Genomic DNA, 19352 nt, shown 5'->3' with positions numbered 1-19352 from the left:
ATTTAAAATTTCGACAACCGAAAATTATCATTTTTTTTCGTTTATGTTCATTTTGTTGTTCGTTTACTTGCGACGGGATGTTCGTTTGTCACACGACTCGCCTGCTGTGATTGTTCTGGCAATCATACCGGAATAGTACGAACGTGCGTATTTCATGTGAACTATAATGAACGCGTCCGAACACCTGCTCTGTTCACTCACTGTTCACGCATCGAGACCACATGACCCCACGCCACCGCCGCCTGCTCGATCACATCCGCCAGCACGGCGACACCTCCGTAGACGACCTGGCGCGGATACTGGGCGTGACCACGCAGACCATACGGCGCGATATCCGCGAACTCGAAGATGCGCGGCTGCTGGCGCGCTACCACGGCGGCGTGGGCATTCCGTCCACGGTGGAAAACATCGATTACGACCAGCGCCGCGTGATGGACTGCGACGCCAAGCGCCGCATCGGCGAGCTGGCCGCAGCGCAGGTCGAGAACGGCCGCTCGCTGATCATCAACATCGGCACGACGACCGAGGAAGTGTCGAAAGCGCTGCTGCGGCACAAGGGCATCCGGGTGGTGACCAACAACCTGAATGTGGCGTCCATCCTGTCGGACTGCGAGGATGCGGAAGTGATCGTCGCGGGCGGCCTGGTACGCAAACGCGACCGTGGCATCGTGGGCGAAGCGACCATCGATTTCATGCGCCAGTTCAAGGTCGACATCGGCATCATCGGCATCTCCGGCATCGAGAACGACGGCACCCTGCTCGACTACGACTACCGGGAAGTGCGCGTGACGCAGGCCATCATGGAGCAGTCGCGCGAAGTGTGGCTGGTGGCGGACCGCACCAAGTTCGGCCGCCACGCGCTGGTGCGACTGGGCAGCATCGCCCAGGTGGACAAATTCTTCACCGACCTGCCGGTGCCCCCGGAAGCGCTGGACGCTTTCGAAAAGGCCGGCGTTGAAGTGCTGGTGACCGATCCATTGGAAGCCGGGGGCCAGCCGGCACCGTAACAGGCGGTCGCCATTTGAAGCGCCTGGATTAGGTCCCACTCCTCCTGCTGGTGCCTTGGTTCGGCAGGTCGTTTCGGCTCGTCAGCATACAGGACTTTGACATTCAAAAGCCCTCACATCCCCCTGCCTTGATACCGCTCAAGCGGATGCCCCTGCCCGTCAGAACTCCAATTGATCGCATGCTAGTCTTCGATCCGCAACAACATGCGTCTGAATAAACTCTTGGCATTTTGAATTCCAACAGCAGGCAACCCAAAAGGGAACGACTTCATGCAAACACTCTCGGATACGACGAAACTTGGCGAGTTCACGCCAGCAGCACAGTCCACGATGCGCTTTGGCGACCTCCAACTCGCGTTCACCTCAAGTTTCGAAAAACGCTGGGATGATGGCGGTAGCGGCGCCGACAACGACGTGGCCTTCTATCATCCCATTCCGCCAGAGGGTTACTACGCACTGGGCTCGGTATCGATGAGCAACGCGGAGGACCCGAACGGGAAGTACGCTGCGATCTGCGTGCGAGCCGGCGCCGATGTCGGCGGAAAAGCTCCGCTGGCGGTTCCGCTCGGATACGGCTACATATGGGATGATTCAGGCTCCGGCGCCGACGACGACGGTTCCTGTTGGCGTCCGATCCCGCCCGACGGCTATGTGGCGCTGGGCGACGTGTTCGTCCTTGGGCACGATGCGCCGAGCGGCGTGCAAGTGATGTGCGTTGCTGCGGAACTGGTTGGCGAGGGGAAAGTCGGCCGCCAAGTCTGGAATGATGGCGGCTCGGGCGCCGATCGCGACTTCAGCTCCTGGCAAATCGACGTCTCGAGCGCATACTACGACACGGCCGACGGATTTTTCGCCGCAAACACCTTCGTCGGAGTGGATACGCACGACAACCCCGGCCTGGCACCCGTCGTGAACGTCTTGCGTTTGCCGCTACCTACGTATATGGGTGGCGACTCCGCCAAACCTACATTGGAGAGCCGCGCTACGCCCTTCCCAACCACGAACCCGACAATTGACCGTGTAGTCACGGTTCCTTTCACTGCCATCATCGACAACGACAAGAGCTTTGAATGGAAAATGCAAAACTCGCCATTCTATGAAATCAGACGCGCGGTTTGCTATGAGCTGATCATATTTGAAGACAACAATACCGGAGCAGATCAAACCAAGCGGCGCTCTATCGTAGTCGGCGTCACCACGGAGCAAAGTCAAACCTTCTCCATTACCACCGGCATCAAAGTGTCGTATGAAAGCGGGGTTGAAGCCGGCGGATTTTCCTCCAAGGTCGGCGTGGAAATCAGCCTGGAATTGGGGTATTCGACAACAACCGGAATTTCGGTACTGAGGTCAGCTCAAGACGATGCTGAATTGCTTATCCCGGCCGGCAAAGCTGCAGCCGTCTGGCTGGAGAAGCACAGCTTGCGGGTCTACCGCGCCAACAACGAACCAGTCGGTCAAGCACTTGAATTTAAGGCGAGCAACACCGCCTATCGATCCGCGCAATTCCCTCCGCCGGCCAGCGTAGAGGAAACGTCGGTGAGGCACCGCGCAATCAGTTCTAAACTCAGCGCCAAGCTCTAACAGGCCATATCGCTAAAAACACCTGCCCTCTTGCCGAAGGCAGGCCCCAATCTACGGAGCGACGTGCAGCGCCGCCACATGCGCCTCACCTGACACGCCGCCATCGGGGTGCTCCGCCGGCGTCGCTGATACAACCCGGTTTCTGCCTGTCTGCTTGGCGGAGTACAGTGCCATGTCCGCCGCCCGCAGCAGCGCCTCGGCGCTGTCGCCGTGGTCGGGCGACGAGACAACCCCCAGCGAGGCCGATACCACCAGCGCCTCTCCCTCGCTGCTGATGCAGATCGCCCCCACCGCCACGCGTACCGCCTCGGCCCGCACCACCGCCGCGCCCAGGTCGCATTCGGGCAGGATGAGCACCAGTTCCTCGCCGCCGAAGCGGCACGCGACGTCGCAGTTGCGCACACTCTGGCGCAAGACCTGGCCGACTTTCCGCAACAGCAGGTCGCCCGCGTCGTGGCCGTAGGTGTCGTTGACGCGCTTGCATGGATGCCGGCGCGCAGCGCGCCTGCCGTGGCAGGAATAGCCCCAACGGCGGCATAGTAGGGTTGCAAGTACTCTTCCTTGGCGACTGAGCAAACCTACCAGTTCGACTCGCGCTCCGGCGTCGAACTGATGCGGTGCACCGACAGGTCGGCGCCCTGGAATTCCTGCTCAGGATCGAGGCGCAGGCCGATGGCGGCTTTCAGGGCGCCGTAGATGATGTAGCCTGAACCGGCCGCGATCGCGACGCCGAGCGCGGTGCCCAGCAGTTGCGATACGAAGGATACGCCGCCGATGCCGCCCAGGCCTTTCAGGCCGAAGATGCCGGCCGCGATGCCGCCCCAGGCGCCGCACAGGCCATGCAGCGGCCACACGCCGAGCACGTCGTCGATCTTCCATTTGTTTTGCGCCAGCGTGAACATCCACACGAAGATGGCGCCGGCGATGCCGCCGGTGGCGAGCGCGCCCAAGGGGTGCATCAGGTCCGAGCCGGCGCACACGGCGACCAGGCCGGCCAACGGCCCGTTGTAGGCGAAGCCGGGGTCGTTCTTGCCCATCAGGACGGCCACCAGCGTGCCGCCCACCATGGCCATCAGCGAGTTCACCGCCACGAGGCCGTTCATCTTGTCCAGTGCCTGCGCGCTCATGACGTTGAAGCCGAACCAGCCCACCGTCAGGATCCAGGCGCCCAGTGCGAGGAAGGGAATGGACGATGGCGGATGGGCGGCGATTGCGCCGTTCTTCATGTAGCGGCCGCGACGCGCACCGAGCAGCAGCACGGCCGGCAGCGCGACCCAGCCGCCCATGGCATGCACCACGACCGAACCGGCGAAGTCGTGGAACTCGGCGCCGAAAGCGTGCAGCAGCCACTGCTGAAAGCCGAAGCGCTGGTTCCAGACCATGCCCTCAAACAGCGGATAGACGAAACCGACCAGCAGCGCGGTGGCGATCAACTGCGGATGGAAGCGCGCACGCTCGGCGATGCCGCCGGAGATGATGGCGGGGATGGCGGCTGCGAACGTCAGCAGGAAGAAGAACTTCACCAGCTCGTAGCCGTTCTTGGCTGCCAGCACGTCGGCGCTGGAGAAGAAGTCGACGCCGTAGGCGATGCTGTAGCCGATGAAGAAATAGGCGATGGTGGAAACCGCGAAATCGACCAGGATCTTCACCAGCGCATTGACCTGGTTTTTCTTGCGTACCGTGCCCAGTTCCAAAAAGGCGAACCCCGCGTGCATCGCCAAAATCATGATGGCGCCGAGCAGGATGAATAGCGCGTCTGCACCAGAATTGTTACCAGCCATACCAACCACTCCCCAAAAGAATGCAAAATTTAATAAAGAGTATTCTCTTAAGCAAAATTCGTACCAATTTGGTGCAAAGTGATAAGGTATTGATTTGATTGAATTTGGATAGTCCAGCGCCTTGCACCATTGCAGTGAATGCTGCATGTGCACTCACTGCAATGGTGCGTTTTTCCTGAATTGGATTTCCCGGGTGCACGGCGTTGCGCCGAAGCGGGATGGCAGGCCGATGGGCTGGATCGGCGCCGTGGCACGCGGCTGGCTAGATGGGAGCGCCGGGCGGTATCGCAGGCGAAGCGCGAAGTTTTACACTGCGTGGATCGGCCAGGTAGGCACGGATAAGGTCGGCCGCTTGCTTGCGGCTGGCGGCAATCGTGCCCTGCCCCGGATTCTTGCCCAGCCAGCCGCCGAATTCGCCCACCAGCTGGCGCGTTTCGGCTTGCACGCCGGGATGCAGCTTGCCGCCGTCGAGCAGATTCAGGGCGGCGTCCAGCAGCACCCAGTTGGCGGCCAGTTGCACCGCTTCGCCGCCCGTCACGGAAGCTGGCACGGCGTCGCGTTTCCAGGTGCGCTGCAGCAGCATGCCGACTACTTCGGACACGCCGGGCTGCTGCGGGTCGCGCGCGTGCTGCCAGGATAGGCGGTTCAGGCGCGCCGGGTCGAGCAGGAAGCCGGCGCTGTGCGCTGCGCCCGCTTCCACCGCCGAGAAGGCGTCGAACACGCTGTCCATCCGGCTCTGGAAGTATTCGCGGTTGCGCTCATAACCTTGGGCCGGGGGCGTGAGCACGTCCAGCACACTGGCTGGCAGCGCGAGGTATTCGGCGCGCAACGTGTCTGCGAGACGGGTCAGCGCCTGGCGCTGGGTGATGGCGGGGACGGTGCGCACGCCGCTTTGCGCGAGGCCGGCCTTGACGTCGCCGCTGGTGCCGTATTCGAAATCGCCGCCGCCGATCAGGCGTGCCAGCGCTTCTCCCTGGTAGCGCTGCAGCAGGTAGACGGGCACCAGCCGCGCTTCGAGTTCGCCCAGCTGGCGCTCGTTGGGCAAGGCGTCGAGCGAGAAGTTGTCGAGCGCACGCCGGCGCACGGCGGTCAGGCTGTCCCAGGTCTTGATGGAGTTGGGGCCGAAGTCCCACAGCAAGCCTTGCGGGTGGACGGAACCGGGCGAGCGCGCGTCCGTGTCGCCCGCGTATTCAAGCCCGGCGGCGCGCGCTTCGCGGCGCAGCGTGGCCAGCGCGGCTTGCTCATCGCCGGGAAACTGGCCATAGACATGTTTGACGATGTAATCATCCCAGGGGCCGACGCCGACGCCATAGGCATCCTGCAGGTCGATCTCGCCCTGGCCATCGATCTTGAGGACCGGATGCGGGTAATCCATGACGGAGCCGTTGCCGTGCCGGCTGGCGGCGAAGTTGTGGGCGAAGCCGAGCGTGTGCCCGACTTCGTGCGCGGATAGCTGGCGCAGGCGCGCCAGGGCCATCGCTTCGGCGAGTTTCGCCTTGCCGGCGCCGGCATTCTTGCCGTAGGGCGCGAGCAGGCTTTCAGCAATCAGGATGTCTTGCCGCACGCGCTGGGAGCCGAGGTTGACGGCGCCACGGATGATTTCCCCGGTGCGCGGGTCGGCCAGCGCATTGCCATAAGACCAGCCACGCGTGGCGCGGTGCGTCCAGGTGATGACGTTGTAGCGCACGTCCATGGCGTCGGCGCCTTCGGGCAGCAGTTCGACGCGGTAGGCGTCCTTGAAACCGGCCTTTTCGAAGGCGGTCGACCACCAGCGCGCGCCGTCGAGCAAAGCCGAACGCACTGGTTCGGGCGCGCCGCGGTCGACGTAGTAGACCAGCGGCTTCTTCACCGCGCCAGGCGTGCCGGCGGCGGCAGCGGCCGGGTCGGATTTTTCCAGGCGGTGGCGCACCTGCCAGCGCACATCCAGGCTTTGGGCAAGCGGCGTGGCGAAATCATAGTAAGCGACGTCGAAGCCGCCGGACGCTGGATGGTAGGCGCGCGGCTGGTAGCCGGCATCGGGCAGGCGCACCATGCTGATGTGCTGGCGCATGGACAAACTGGCCGGATCGGCAGCGACCTGCTTGACGAAGTCGGCCTGGCCGGGGCCCTGGAAGGTCAGCAGGGATTCAAGTTCGATGTTGTCGGGGAAGCTCTTGGCCAGTGCAGGCAGCACGGCGCTGCGTTTGGCGTCCACGCTGTAGGCGCCCTGCTTGGCGCCGGCCAGGCGCTCGGCCACGCCGTGCTGGTCGGCCAGCAGGAAGCCGGAGAAGTCGACCAGGTGCTTGCCGCCGTCGCTGGCGATGATGTCGCCGGCCCACAGCACCGCGCCGGCGAAGGATTCGGCCACGGCAGCGCGCTCGTCGGCGTCACGCGAATTGGCGACGAAGCGGGTGTTGTCCTGGATCAGGAACAAGCGGTTGCCGTGTTTCTGGAAGCGCACCATTTTCACGTCGCCGGGCTGGCCACGGTCCAGGCCAACGTCGTTCGAGCCGAGCGCGTATGGCAGGGAGCTCATGAGCAGGAAGGGCTGGTCCAGGCTTGCCACGGTGAGCAGCACCCTGCCCTTGTCGGCGTCGCGCCAGAGGTCGATGAAGCCGGGCTGCTGCTGCAGGCCCTTGGTGTGGTCGGCCAGGGATTTCGGCGCGTCGGCCGACGTCGCGGGCACGGCGTTCAGCAGCAGGAGGGAGAGCAGCAGCGAGGCGGGCTTGGTCATTGGGAGCGGAAGTTGGTTGGCAAAACGCGCCCCGGAGGGCGCGCTCCGTCATTCCCGCGAACGCGGGAATGACACGGTTTGGCTTACTGGGTGCCGCCGGCTACCGGTACCGATGGCGCGGCGGCAGTGGCAGGCAAAGTCATGTTCAGCGCGCGGCTCAGGAAGCCCCAGCGGTCGGCCACTTCTTCGATCTGCTTCGCGGTCGGCTTGCCGGCGCCGTGGCCAGCCTTGGTGTCGATGCGGATCAGGATAGGATGCCCGCCCGCCTGCGCGGCTTGCGCGGCGGCGGCAAACTTGAAACTGTGCGCAGGCACCACGCGGTCGTCATGGTCGGCGGTGGTGACCATGGTGGCCGGGTAGCAGCTGCCCGGCTTCAGATTGTGCAGCGGCGAGTACTTGAGCAGCGCCTTGAACTCTTCCGGATCGTCCGACGAACCGTAGTCCGAGGTCCACGCCCAGCCGATGGTGAATTTCTGGAAGCGCAGCATGTCCATCACGCCCACGGCGGGAATGGCGGCCGAGAACAGGTCCGGACGCTGCGTCATCGCCGCGCCGACCAGCAGGCCGCCGTTGCTGCCGCCGCCGATGGAGAGCTTGGACGGCGACGTGACCTTGTTCGCCACCAGCCATTCGGCCGCGCCGATGAAGTCGTCGAACACGTTCTGCTTTTGCAGCTTGGTGCCGGCCTTGTGCCACGCTTCGCCGTATTCGCCGCCGCCGCGCAGGTTGGCCAGCACGTAGACGCCGCCCATTTCCAGCCATGCCAGGTTGGGCACGGAGAAACCCGGCGTCATCGACGCATTGAAGCCGCCGTAGCCGTACAGATAGGTCGGGTTGCTGCCGTCAAGCTTGAGGCCCTTCTTCGCGACAATGAACATCGGCACCCTGGTGCCGTCGCGGCTGGTGAAAAACTGTTGACGCGTCTCGTAGGCGCTCGGGTCGAAATCGACCTTGGGCTGGCGGTATACGCTGCTCTTGCCGGACTTCATGTCGTAGCGGTAGATGGTGGCCGGCGTAGTGAAGCTGGTGTAGGAATAGAAGGTCTCGGTGTCGCTGGCCTTGCCGTTGAAACCGCCCGCCGAACCGATGCCCGGCAGCGCCAGTTCGCGCACGGCCTGGCCCTTCAGGTCGACAATGCGCACGGCGCTGTGCGCGTCGCTCAGGTAGTTCAGCACCAGCTGCCGGTTGATGATATTGGCCGAGGTCAGCGTCTCGCCGCTCTCGGGCACCACTTCCTTCCACTGCTCGGGCGCCGGTTTGCGGATGTCGATGGCAATGATGCGCGACTTCGGCGCGTTCTTGTCGGTGACAAAGTAGAACAGCGGACCGTCGTTGGCGATGAAGTTGTAGGACGCGTCGAACTGCTCCAGCAGGCCCACCACTTTGCCGTCCTTGCTGGCCAGGTCCTTGTAGAACACGCGGTTCTTGCGTTCGGTACCGTGGCTGGCGTTGACGATCAGATATCGACCGTCGTCGGTGACTTCGGCGCCGAAGCCCCATTCCTTCTGGTCGGGACGGTCGTACACCAGCACGTCGGCGCTTTGCGGCGTACCGATCTTGTGGAAGTACAGCTTCTGGAAGTAGTTCACGCCGGCCAGCTTGGCCGCTTCGGTGGGTTCGTCGTAGCGGCTGTAGTAGAAACCGGAGCCGTCGCGGTTCCAGGCGGTATTGGAAAACTTCACCCACTTGATGTGGTCATCGGTGTCCTTGCCGCTGTCGATGGCGCGCACCCTGACTTCATTCCAGTCCGAGCCGGAGGCGGCGGTGCTGTAGGCCAGGTATTTGCCGTCCGGGCTGACGGCGGCGCCAGCCAGCGCCACGGTGCCGTCGGAGGACAGCGTGTTCGGGTCCAGCAGCACGCGCGGCGTGCCGCCCAGGGACTTGAGGGTGTACAGCACCGACTGGTTCTGCAGGCCGTCGTTGCGGCTGTAGAAATAGCGCCCGCCTTCGTTGTAGGGCACGCTGTAGCGCTCGAAGTTCCACAGCTTGGTCAGGCGCGCCTTGATCGCTTCGCGGGCCGGGATCTGGCCCAGGTAGCTTTGCGTCAGCTTGTTCTGCGCATCCACCCACTCCTTGGTCTCAGCGCTGTTGGCGTCTTCCAGCCAGCGGTAAGGATCGGACACGGTGGTGCCATGGTAGTTGTCCTGCTGGTCCACTTTTTTGCTGAGCGGATAGCTGACCGTCGCGCCATTACCCGGGCAGGTTTGCGCCAGCGCGCTGCCGCCCAAGGCGGCGGCCAGCGCGAAAATCAGGGAAGCACGTCGTAATTGCATAAGGATTCCGTCTTGTCCAGGTCAAAGTGAACAGCGATCATAGCGTGGAATTTGACAAATATGAAACGTTCCCACGTACAGTGCAACGGATTTTATTCGGCCAAAGTCAAGCCGGCTGCGGGATTCGTGCTGGCGTCGGCGCCGGCGAGCCCGAGCGGCGGCTGCCATTTTTCGAGCCAGCCGGCCAGTTGGCTTGCCGGCATCGGACGGCTCATGAAGTAGCCCTGGCCCTGGTCGCAGCCCATGCGCGCCAGCAGGCGCCACACGGCTTCGCTTTCGATGCCTTCGGCCACCACGCGCAGCCCCATGTTGTGGCCGAGGTCGATGGTCGAGCGCACGATCTTGCTGTCGCCGATATCGTTTTCCATGTTGAGCACGAAGGACTTGTCGATCTTCAGCTCGTCCACCGGCAAGCGTTTCAGGTAGGCCAGCGAGGAATAACCGGTGCCGAAGTCGTCGATCGACAGCTCCAGGCCCATGGCGTGCAGCCGCTCCAGCGTCTGCTGGGCGCGCACCGGGTCGTCCATGATGGCGCTTTCGGTGATTTCCAGGCAGAACGAGCCGGGGCCAAGCTGGTAGCGCGCCAGCAGGTCGGCGAATTTGACAGGCAGGTCCTGGTCCATCAGGTCGCGCGTGGACAGGTTGACCGAGATCTTCAGGTGGATGCCCTGCGACGCCAGCTCCTGGCACAGCATGGCGGACTGCTCCATGACCCAGCGCGTCAGCGTGCGGATGAAGCCGGTCTGCTCGGCGAAGGGGATGAACTCGTCGGGGAAAACGTTGCCGCGCTCGGGGTGCACCCAGCGCACCAGCGCCTCGGCGCCGACCGCCTGGCCGCTGCCGAGCATGAGCTTGGGCTGCACGAACAGGCGGAACTCGTTGCGTTCGACGGCGTTGCGCAGTTCGGTCAGCAGCGACAGGCTTTGCGCGCTGGATTTGTCGATGCCGGCGTCGTACACCACGGCGCCGTCGTTGCGCTGCTTGGCGGCGTACATGGCGACCTCGGCCATGCTGAGGAGTTGCTCGGCGCCGTCGCCGTGCAGCGGGTAGCCGGCGATGCCCAGGCCGGCGCCGATGTCGACCATCTGGTCCTCCAGCGACAGCGGCGTCTCCAGCGCGGCCAGGATTTCGCGCGCGATGGCGAGCGCCTGCTCCAGGTCGGTGTCCGGCAGCAGCACCGCGAATTCGTCGCCACCCAGCCGCGCCACCTGGGCGGAGGTGTTGCGGCGGTTGGCCAATTGCAGCTGCAAGCGCCCCGCCACCTGGCGCAGCAAGGCGTCGCCGAAGCTGTGGCCCATGACGTCGTTGACGTGCTTGAAGCGGTCCAGGTCCATCATCAGCACGAACACCGGCGCTTCGCGCTGGCGCGCCTCGGCGATCGAGTCGTTCAGGTGCAGCACGAACTGGGCGCGGTTCGGCAGGCCGGTCAGCGTGTCCCAGTACGCCAGGCGGCGGATTTCCTGCTCGCGCTTGGCGATCCCGTCGCGCATGCTGTCGAAAGCCTGCGCCAGTGCGCCGATCTCGTCCTCGCGCTTGAATGCGATCTGCCCTTTGTAGTCGCCGCGTTCGAGCCGCTTGGCGGTGTCGGCCAGCAGGGTCAGCGGCTGGGCGATGCGCTTGGCGGTAAACACGCTGACGGCCGCCGAGACGATGATGCCGGCGATCGCCAGCCCCAGCAGCCAGCGCTCCAGGCGAGCGTACTCGGCGATGGCTTCGTCGATCGAGCGCGTCAGCACCACGCTCGCGCTCTGGCCCGCGTCCTCGCCGATCAGCAGCCGGCGCGCGCTGTAACGCATGCCCTGCACCTCGACGTCGAACGGCACTTCCGCTGCGCCCTGCTTGCCCTGGCCCTGCAGGCGCTGCACCACGCCGGCGACGACGGGCGTGCCGAGCGTGGACGCCACCGGCAGCCAGTTGCCTTGCACGTCGCGCGTCAGGATGGAAGTATCCAGGCCGCTGACATTGTGCATCTCGCTGGCGATCTGGCGGTCGATCGGGAAGGTCATGACGATGTAGCCGATGACGATGGGCGCTTTGACCGGCATCACCACCACCTGGTAGGGATGGCGCTCGACCAGGGCGATGCCGTTGGCGCCGTCGGACGCCTCGGCCTGGTCCAGCATGCTCATGACCAGCTTTTCCAGGCCGGCCGACTGCGCATGGCTGGTCGACGCGGTGATCTTGCGCTCGGCCGACACCAGCATGGAGGCGGTGGCCTTGATGCGGCGTCCGCTGTTGGCCAGCGCCGATTCGATGGTGGCGCGGTCCGATTCGTCGTTGTTGCCGATGGCGGCGACGAAGGCGGTGTCGCGCGCCAGCAGGCGGGCGCCGAAGCGCAGGCTTTGCGCATTCTGCTCCAGCAGGCGGCGGAACACCTTGCCGCCGTTGTTCAATTCGACGCCGATGGCGGCGCGCGCATTGCTGTCGATCCCGCCCTGTATCACCAGCAGCCCCACCACCTGCACCACGACGATCAGCAGCAGGAACAAGGTGACGATGCGGCTCTCCAGGCTGCGGAATTGAAAGCGCATGCGGACTCCTACAGCGCGTCGCCGCCGGAAGGCGGCTTCATCGTCAGGCGGAAGCTGGCCGTGGCGGGCGCGTCACCGGCCTTGACCGCTACCGCCTGCTCGGCGGGCTGGCCGCCGGCCATATTGAAATGCCACACCTTGACCACGTATTTGCCGGCGGCGGGCAGTTCCACCCGCGCCAGGCCGCTGACGTCGGTCTTGCCGAAGTGCGGCGTGTCGACCACGCGCACATAGGCCACCATCTTGTCGTGGATGTTGCAGCCGAGTACGACGACGCCGGCCTTGTCAAAGATCTGCGGGGTGGCCGAGGTGCCGGAGTACAGCTTCTGGTCGAACTTGTGCGCCGGCGAGAAGGAATAGATGTGGTGGCGCACCCTGTCGTTGTTGGGAAACTCGATGCGGCTGCCGGTTTGCACCACGGTCACCAGCGGCACGAACTTCAAGCCCTTCTGCTCGATCTCGGCCGCCTTCTGCGCCCTGGGCGGGGTCTGGGCCGCACCCGGTTCGGCCTCCACATAGACCACGGCGTCCGGCAGCGGCGCCCCGCCGCTGTCGGCCACGTGCACGGAAATGGCGGCGGCGCCAGCCGCGCGGGCCGGGACGGGCGCCAGGCACAGGGCAGCGGCGGCGACTGCGACTGCGACGGCAGCGGCAACGCGGGGGAAGAACGGCTTGATCATCGTGTGGCTGTCGCTGGGCGTATCATGGAAACCTATTGTAGCGCTTGAGGCTGGGGGCGTTAAGTAGTTTCCTGAATTCATCAAGCTGTCACATTCATTACATAATATGGCAGCCTTGTCACACCCTTGCCAGCCTATCATGAACAATGTCGCCTACCTGCGCCGCGCCGATACCGACGAGGAAGCCTTGCTGCGTCTACAGCTTAACGAGATCATCGAACGCCGTCAGCTGAGTGCGCTGCTGCAGCCGATCGCGCGCATGCAGGACGGTGAAATCATCGCCTACGAGGGGCTGATACGGGGGCCGTCGGACAGCCCGCTGCATTCGCCGCTGAACCTGTTCAAGGCGGCGCGCATCTGCGGCCGTACCGTGGAAGTGGAGCACCTGTGCCGGCGCGTGGTGCTGGAGCGCTTCGCCGAGCTGAAGCTGCCGGGCAAGCTCTTCCTCAACGTCAGCCCGGAATGCCTGCTGCTGCAGCCGGACGGCACGCGCGGCGAGACCTTGCAATACATACATCAAATCGGCATCAACCCTGAGCGGGTGATCATCGAACTGACCGAGAACCAGCCGACCTACGACTACGAGTTGATGCGCGAAGCGGTTCTGCATTACCGCAACATGGGTTTCCAGATCGCCATCGACGACCTGGGCGAGGGTTTTTCCAGCCTGCGCCTGTGGTCGGAGCTGCGCCCGGAGTACGTGAAGATCGATATGCACTTCATCCAGGGCATCAACAGCGACCCCGTCAAGCTGCAGTTCGTGCGCTCGATCCAGGAGATCGCCGACAAGTCGGACACGCTGGTGATCGCCGAGGGCATCGAAACCCAGGCCGAACTGCTGGTGCTGCGCGACATCGGCGTTGCCTTCGGCCAGGGCTACCATCTGGGACGGCCGGCTGCCGCCCCGGCCAAAGCGCTGCCGGCCGAAGTGGCCAAGGCCTTGAGCCGCAACGGCGTGGCGGTGTATCCGCAGCGCGGCACGGAGAAGCACAGCGTGAGCATCGAGAAACTGCTGCACCAGGTGGCGGTGGTGCCGCCGTCCATGAGCAACAACGAAGTGTACGAAATCTTCATGGGCGAGCCCAAGTTGCTGATCATTCCCGTGGTCGACCAGGGCATACCGCTGGGACTGATCAGCCGCTTCGACATGATCGACCATTTCGCGCGCCCCTATCAGCGCGAGCTGTACGGCAAGAAGTCGTGCCGCGTGTTCATGGACGCCAATCCGCTGATCGCCGACAAGGACACCAGCCTGCAGGACCTGTCCTATCGCATGGTGGAGTCGGCGGCGCACCACCTGTTCAACGGCTTCATCATTACCGAACACGGGCGCTACGTGGGCATGGGCACCGGGCACGACCTGATGCGCGAAATCACGCAGATGCAGATCAACGCGGCGCGCTACGCCAATCCGCTGACGCAGCTGCCGGGCAATGTGCCGATCAACGAGCACATCGACCGCCTGCTCGAGAGCGGCACGCGGTTCTGGGTCTGTTATTGCGACCTGGACCATTTCAAGCCCTTCAACGACGTCTATGGCTACCGGCGCGGCGACGACGTGATCCAGATGACGGGCCGCACCCTGGGCGAGCACTGCGATCCGAACCGCGATTTCATCGGCCACATCGGCGGCGACGACTTCATGATCCTGTTCCAGAGCGAGGACTGGGAAGAACGCTGCCGCGCCATACTGGAGCGCTTCGCCGGCAATGTGCTGGAGTTCTACAGCCTGGAGGACCGCGACCGGGGCGGCTACATCAGCGAGGACAGGCAGGGCAAGAAGGTGTTTTATTCGCTGATCAGCTTGTCGCTGGGAACGATACGGGTCGAACCGCACCAGTATTATTCCCACCACCAGATCGCGACCTTGGCCTCGGACGCCAAGAAACAGGCCAAGAAAATACACGGCAACAGCCTGTTCATCGACCGCCGCCAGCAGCCTTAGGACGCACTGTTGACGCGGCCTTAGCCCGCCTCCGCCGCGGCGTCGGCGGAGCGCCGCCGGTGCGTGGTCGGCACCCGCGCGGTGCGGGGCTTGAAGCGTGACGCCAGTTCGCGCGCGGCGTTCAGTTCGGCCGTCGTCAAACGCCCCAGCAGCAGCTCGCGCTGCGCCGCCGCGCTCTTGTCGCCGGCGGCGGCGGCCAGCGAAATCCACATGAAAGAGCGCACCAGGTCGCGCGCCACGCCGCGTCCGCCGCTGTACATGCCGCCCAGGTTGTATTGCGCCAGCGGATGCCCCTGCTCGGCCGCCCTGCGATACCAGTCCACCGCCGCGCTGTCGCACTGCGCCACGCCGTGGCCGTTGGCGTACATCACGCCCAGGTTGTTCTGCGAACTGGGATCGCCCAGCGCGGCCGCCACCCGGTACCACTCGACCGCGCGCGCTTCGTCCTTGTCGACGCCGTTGCCGTCGGCATACATCACGGCCGCGTTGAACTGGGCGTTGACCACGCCCTGCGCAGCGGCCAGGCAGTACCACTCGAGCGCCAGGGCGGCATCGGCCTGCACGCCGCGCCCCTGGGCGTACATGGTGCCCAGGTTGTACTGCGCCAGCGCATGGCCGGACTCGGCGGCGCGGCGATACCAGATGAAGGCTTCCGGCTCGTCCTTGTCGACGCCGTGGCCGTTGGCCAGCAGCACGCCGAGGTTGAACTGCGCGTCGACGTCGTCCTGCGCGGCGGCGCGCGCCAGCCAGCAGTAGGCGCGGCGCTGGTCCGGCGCCACGCCGCGCCCCTCGGAGTAGGCCACCCCGACCTGGCGCTGCGCCACCGGATGGCCCTGCGCCGCAGCCTGCCGGAACCAGGCCAGCGCGGCGATGTCGCTGGCCATGACACCCTGGCCGCGCCGGTGCATCAGGCCCAGGTTGAGCTGGGCGCCGGCGTCCCCCTGCAGCGCGGCCTTGCGCAGCCAGGCCAGCGCCAGCGCGTCGCTGCGGTGGGTGCCCAGGCCCAGCATATAGGCCTCGCCGACCAAGGCCTGGGCGCTTGCCACGCCCTGCCCGGCCGCCCGGCTGAACCAGGCCAGCGCGTCCACCTCGCTGTGCGGCACGCCGCGCCCCTTGCGGTACATCTGGCCCAGGTTTTGCTGGGCCGACGCCTCGCCTTGCTCGGCGGCGCGGCGGAACCAGAACGCCGCCTCGCCGTCCCTGCACGGCGTGCCGCGGCCGTTGTAATACATGGCGCCGACGTGGTTTTGGGCAAAGGCGAGGCCCTGCAGCGCGGCCAGACGCATCCAGATGAAGGCTTTCGCCTCGTCGCGGCGGATGCCCTTGCCTTTTTTGTACAGCAGGGCCAGGTTGAACTGTGCATAGGGATTGCCGCGCTCGGCGGCGGCCAAGTACCAAGCGAAGATGCTACCGTCGGTTGCTGAACGGCGATGTTCCATGATGAGCCTTTGCGTGCGCTTCCGTTGTCTAAAGCTTAATCAGATGAAGCGGCGCGCGTTTGATGCGGCTCAATCGTCATTGCAAATTGCAAGGACGGGGACGAAAAAAAGCCCGCCGAGTTCGCTTCCGGCGGGCTGATTTGGCGGCTTACGGCTAACGCCTGGGGCGGGTTAGCGCGCCGTGCGTAATCCGGCTACCCCGCCGCCTGCACCGCCGCCTGCCCCGCCGGCGTGCTTGAGCAGATAGGCGTGCACCTTGGCGGCCGCCAGCCTGTTGATCGACAGCAGCAATTCCGGCTCGACCTCGGTGATCCCATAACTGTCGCCCAGGTGCTGTCCGATATGCAACAACACTTGCGCCGCCACTTCAGCATCCGACTCGGCCCGGTGGGCCGCGCTTTTGAAGCGGATGCCAAGCTGGCCGGACAGCTGGCCCAGCTTGTAGCTGCCCAGCGCCGGGAACACGCGGCGCGCGAGCTTGAGCGAGCACACCGTGCCCTGGTGCGCCGGCGCCAGGCCCAGGCGGGCCGCCTCCGCCCGCAGGAATTTCTCGTCGAAGCTGGCGTTGTGGGCGGCCAAGGCGTCGGCGCCGATGAATTCCAGCAGTTCCGGCAGCACCTTGGCCACAGGCGGCGCGCCGTCGACCATCTGCTGCGTGATGCCGGTCAGGCCGGTGATGAAGGAGGGAATGCGCACCTGGCAGTTGATCAGCGAGACATAGCGCTCGGTGATGCGGCCGTCGACGATGCGGATTGCCGCCACCTCGGTGATGCGGTCGCCCATGTCGGGCGACAAGCCGGTGGTCTCGAAGTCGATCATGACGATCGCTTTGCTGTAGACGGCCATCACGCGTTTCCGAACTTGCGCACCGCGTCCAGCGCCAAGCCGGCGCCTATGCTGCCGAACAGGTCGCCCTCGACCTTGCGCGCGGAGGGCACGACGGCGGCGATCTTCTCGCGCAGCGACTGCACGCCGCTCGAACCGCCGGTGAAGAACACGGTATCGACCTGCTCCGGCTTGACGCCCGCGTCGGCCAGCATCTTGCCCACCGTCTGCTCGACCGAGCCGACCAGGTGGCCGATGGCGCTGTCGAAGCCGGCGCGGCTCAGGTCCAGCGTGACGGCAGGCGCCAGGCGGTCCAGTTCGAGCGCCACGTGTTCGGCGCCGGACAGCGCGATCTTGCCCTCCTCCACCTTCATCGCCAGCCAGTGGCCGGCGCGCTGGTCGATCAGCTTTTGCAAGCGGCCCAGCTTGTCCTGTTCGCGCGCGTCGCGCACCAGCTCGGACAACTGGGTCCACATCTTCTTGGTGTAAGCCAGGTTGATGGTGTGCCAGGTGGCCAGGTTGAAGAAGTAGCTCGACGGCACTTCGCTGTTGTTGTTGAGCTGGCTGCCATAGCCCAGCAGCGGCATCACGGCCGACAGGCTGAGGTATTTATCGAAGTCGGTGCCGCCGATGTGCACGCCGCCGGTGGCCAGGATGTCGTCGCGCCGCTCGGCCTTTTTCGCCCGTTCGGGCGACAGGCGCACCAGCGAGAAGTCAGAGGTGCCGCCGCCGATGTCGGCGATCAGCACCAGTTCCTCGCGATCGATCTGCGACTCATAGTCGAAGGCGGCGGCGATGGGCTCGAACTGGAAGGCAATGTCCTTGAAGCCGACCGAGCGGGCGATCTCGGCCAGCGTATCCTCGGCCAGCTGGTCGTTGGCGGCGTTGTCGTCGATGAAATAGACGGGGCGGCCGAATACGGCCGAGGTGAACTGGCGGCCGGCGGCCTGCTCGGCGCGCTTCTTGACCTCGCCGATATAGTTGGCCAGCAGCATGCGGAACGGCAGCGCGCGGCCGCCGACTTCGGTCTGGCCGTCGATCAGACTCGTGCCCAGCAGGCTTTTGAGCGAACGCATCAACCGCCCCTCGTAGCCGGCCAGGTACTCGGCCAGCGCGGCGCGGCCGAACGTCACTTCCTCGTCCTCCGCGTTGTAGAACACCACCGAGGGCAAGGTGGCTTTACCGTCTTCCAGTGCCAGCATGGTGGCGTGGCCCGGGCGCACCCAGCCGACCGTGGAATTGGACGTGCCAAAATCGACTCCGCAAGCTATGGCCATGTCTGTTTTCCAGTTAATTCTAAAGGGGCGGTAGTCTACCAGAAACCGCCCAGTCCGGCTACCGGCCCGCAGCGACAACCATCCTGCGCCGATTTAACGACACTTGCCGGCCGTTTGCGGGCAAAATTATTGCCATTGAGTAAGACTGTACGATATCCTCGAGAAACAACTATATACAAGCATGGCGTGGGCCGAGACATAATGAGAACAATCAAACCTGAGCCCGCACTCACCCTCGCCGACCACAAGGCCGCCATCCTGCGCGACAACCGCCGCGTCACGTCCTACGACGTGGCGCTGGTGGCCGGCGTCTCGCAGTCGGCCGTGTCGCGCTGTTTCAAACCGGGCGCCAGCGTATCGAAGGCAACCTATGCCCGCGTGATGAAGGCGGCGGCCGGGCTCGACTACATCCCCAACGCGGCCGCGCGCAGCCTGATCACGCGGCGCAGCAATATGGTGGCGGTGATTATCTCCAACCTCGCCAATCTATATTACCCCGAGGCGCTGTCTGAGCTGAGCAGAGAAGTGGGGCGGCGTGGCAAGCGCGTGTTGCTGTTCACGCTACAGGAGGAAAGCGAGCTGGAAGCCGTGCTGAACGACGTCTGGCAATACCAGGTCGACGGCGTTATCGCGGCAGCCACCTTGAGTGACGGACAAGTGGCCGAATTCGGGCGGCGGCGGCTGCCGCTGGTGGTGTTCAACCGCAACCCGCGTGGCCAGGCCGCCAATACCGTGGCCTGCGACCAGTACGAGGCCGGCCGCGCGCTGGCGGCGCGCCTGGCGGCGGCCGGACACCGGCTGTTCGGCATCATCGACGGCGAGCAGGACAACACGGTGGCCAGCGAACGCCGGCGCGGCGCCTGCGAACAGCTGGCCGAACTGGGACTGCCGGCACCGGTGATCGTGCGAGGTGCGTTCGACTATGCGAGCGGCAAGCTGGGCCTGCGCGAAATCATCGCGCGCGGCAACGGGAGCATTCCGGACGCCATCCTCTGCGGCAGCGACATGATGACCATCGGCTGCCTGGACTGCGCACGGCACGAACTGGGCATTTCAGTGCCGGAGCAGCTGTCGGTGGCAGGTTTCGACGCGGTCGAGCCGTCCAACTGGCTCAGTTATAATTTAACCACCTTGCGCCAGCCCATCCAGCAAATGGCTGCGGCTGCCGCGGAACTGTTGCAAAATCTGATGGAATGCAGCGAGGGCGCCGCCGAAAAGCGCATGTTCGCGCCGCAGTTCATCGAGGGCGCCACCGCGCGCCTCACCCCGCCCGCCAGCATCGAACTGGCCGCCTGAGGCC

At 64.8% G+C, this 19352-nt stretch carries 12 protein-coding genes and 1 pseudogene; 4 read left to right on the top strand and 9 right to left on the bottom strand.

Annotation, left to right across the window (positions count from 1 at the left end):
* Window positions 1-188: 188 nt before the first annotated feature.
* Together ACSQ8Y_RS07925 and ACSQ8Y_RS07920 are read left to right on the top strand one after the other, a co-directional pair.
* A pseudogene (locus ACSQ8Y_RS07925) lies at window positions 189-1007 on the top strand (DeoR/GlpR family DNA-binding transcription regulator); the annotation flags it as partial.
* Between the two features lie 270 nt (window positions 1008-1277).
* Window positions 1278-2588 carry a Vps62-related protein gene (locus ACSQ8Y_RS07920; RefSeq protein WP_436265902.1) on the top strand — a complete coding sequence of 437 codons (1311 nt, stop codon included), beginning with the start codon at window positions 1278-1280 and terminating at the stop codon, window positions 2586-2588.
* A gap of 51 nt (window positions 2589-2639) precedes the next feature.
* Here ACSQ8Y_RS07920 and ACSQ8Y_RS07915 read toward each other — a convergent pair whose 3' ends face one another.
* The 6 genes from ACSQ8Y_RS07915 to ACSQ8Y_RS07890 form a co-directional block, all read right to left on the bottom strand.
* The gene (locus ACSQ8Y_RS07915) at window positions 2640-3164 is read right to left on the bottom strand and encodes a GGDEF domain-containing protein (protein ID WP_436265901.1); all 525 of its coding nucleotides are present in this window, start codon (window positions 3162-3164) and stop codon (window positions 2640-2642) included.
* Window positions 3165-3166: 2 nt separating this feature from the next.
* Window positions 3167-4369, bottom strand: coding sequence for an ammonium transporter (locus ACSQ8Y_RS07910; RefSeq protein ID WP_436265900.1), 1203 nt, complete (start codon window positions 4367-4369; stop codon window positions 3167-3169).
* Between the two features lie 262 nt (window positions 4370-4631).
* Window positions 4632-7082: a zinc-dependent metalloprotease gene (locus tag ACSQ8Y_RS07905; RefSeq protein WP_436265899.1), complete on the bottom strand. Its 2451-nt coding sequence runs from the start codon at window positions 7080-7082 to the stop codon at window positions 4632-4634.
* 83 nt (window positions 7083-7165) lie between these two features.
* On the bottom strand, window positions 7166-9355 hold the full coding sequence (locus tag ACSQ8Y_RS07900) for a prolyl oligopeptidase family serine peptidase (RefSeq protein ID WP_436265898.1): 2190 nt from the start codon (window positions 9353-9355) through the stop codon (window positions 7166-7168).
* A gap of 92 nt (window positions 9356-9447) precedes the next feature.
* Window positions 9448-11886, bottom strand: a complete 2439-nt coding sequence (locus ACSQ8Y_RS07895; protein ID WP_436265897.1) for a putative bifunctional diguanylate cyclase/phosphodiesterase — start codon at window positions 11884-11886, stop codon at window positions 9448-9450.
* Between the two features lie 8 nt (window positions 11887-11894).
* On the bottom strand, window positions 11895-12566 hold the full coding sequence (locus ACSQ8Y_RS07890) for a methylamine utilization protein (protein ID WP_436265896.1): 672 nt from the start codon (window positions 12564-12566) through the stop codon (window positions 11895-11897).
* Window positions 12567-12705: 139 nt separating this feature from the next.
* Here ACSQ8Y_RS07890 and ACSQ8Y_RS07885 point away from each other — a divergent pair, with 139 nt between their 5' ends.
* Window positions 12706-14511, top strand: a complete 1806-nt coding sequence (locus ACSQ8Y_RS07885; protein ID WP_436265895.1) for a GGDEF domain-containing protein — start codon at window positions 12706-12708, stop codon at window positions 14509-14511.
* A 20-nt stretch (window positions 14512-14531) separates the two neighbouring features.
* Here ACSQ8Y_RS07885 and ACSQ8Y_RS07880 read toward each other — a convergent pair whose 3' ends face one another.
* From ACSQ8Y_RS07880 to ACSQ8Y_RS07870, 3 genes are all read right to left on the bottom strand, one after another.
* Entirely contained in the window at window positions 14532-15950 is a 1419-nt protein-coding gene (locus ACSQ8Y_RS07880) for an SEL1-like repeat protein (RefSeq protein WP_436265894.1), read from the bottom strand.
* A 171-nt stretch (window positions 15951-16121) separates the two neighbouring features.
* Complete coding sequence (locus tag ACSQ8Y_RS07875; protein ID WP_436265893.1) at window positions 16122-16796, bottom strand: 3'-5' exonuclease; 675 nt, start codon at window positions 16794-16796, stop codon at window positions 16122-16124.
* Window positions 16796-18052 (bottom strand): Hsp70 family protein, encoded by a 1257-nt coding sequence (locus ACSQ8Y_RS07870; RefSeq protein ID WP_436265892.1) that lies wholly within the window; start codon window positions 18050-18052, stop codon window positions 16796-16798. Before ACSQ8Y_RS07870 ends, ACSQ8Y_RS07875 begins: the two co-directional genes overlap by 1 nt.
* Before the next feature lie 201 nt (window positions 18053-18253).
* Between ACSQ8Y_RS07870 and ACSQ8Y_RS07865 the strand changes: the two genes are divergently transcribed.
* Window positions 18254-19348: a LacI family DNA-binding transcriptional regulator gene (locus ACSQ8Y_RS07865; RefSeq protein WP_436265891.1), complete on the top strand. Its 1095-nt coding sequence runs from the start codon at window positions 18254-18256 to the stop codon at window positions 19346-19348.
* Window positions 19349-19352 lie beyond the last annotated feature (4 nt).

It is taken from the genome of Pseudoduganella sp. LjRoot289, from assembly GCF_964252925.1.
Classification (GTDB): Bacteria; Pseudomonadota; Gammaproteobacteria; order Burkholderiales; family Burkholderiaceae_D; genus Rugamonas.
This window is presented reverse-complemented; position numbering and strand designations above follow the sequence as displayed.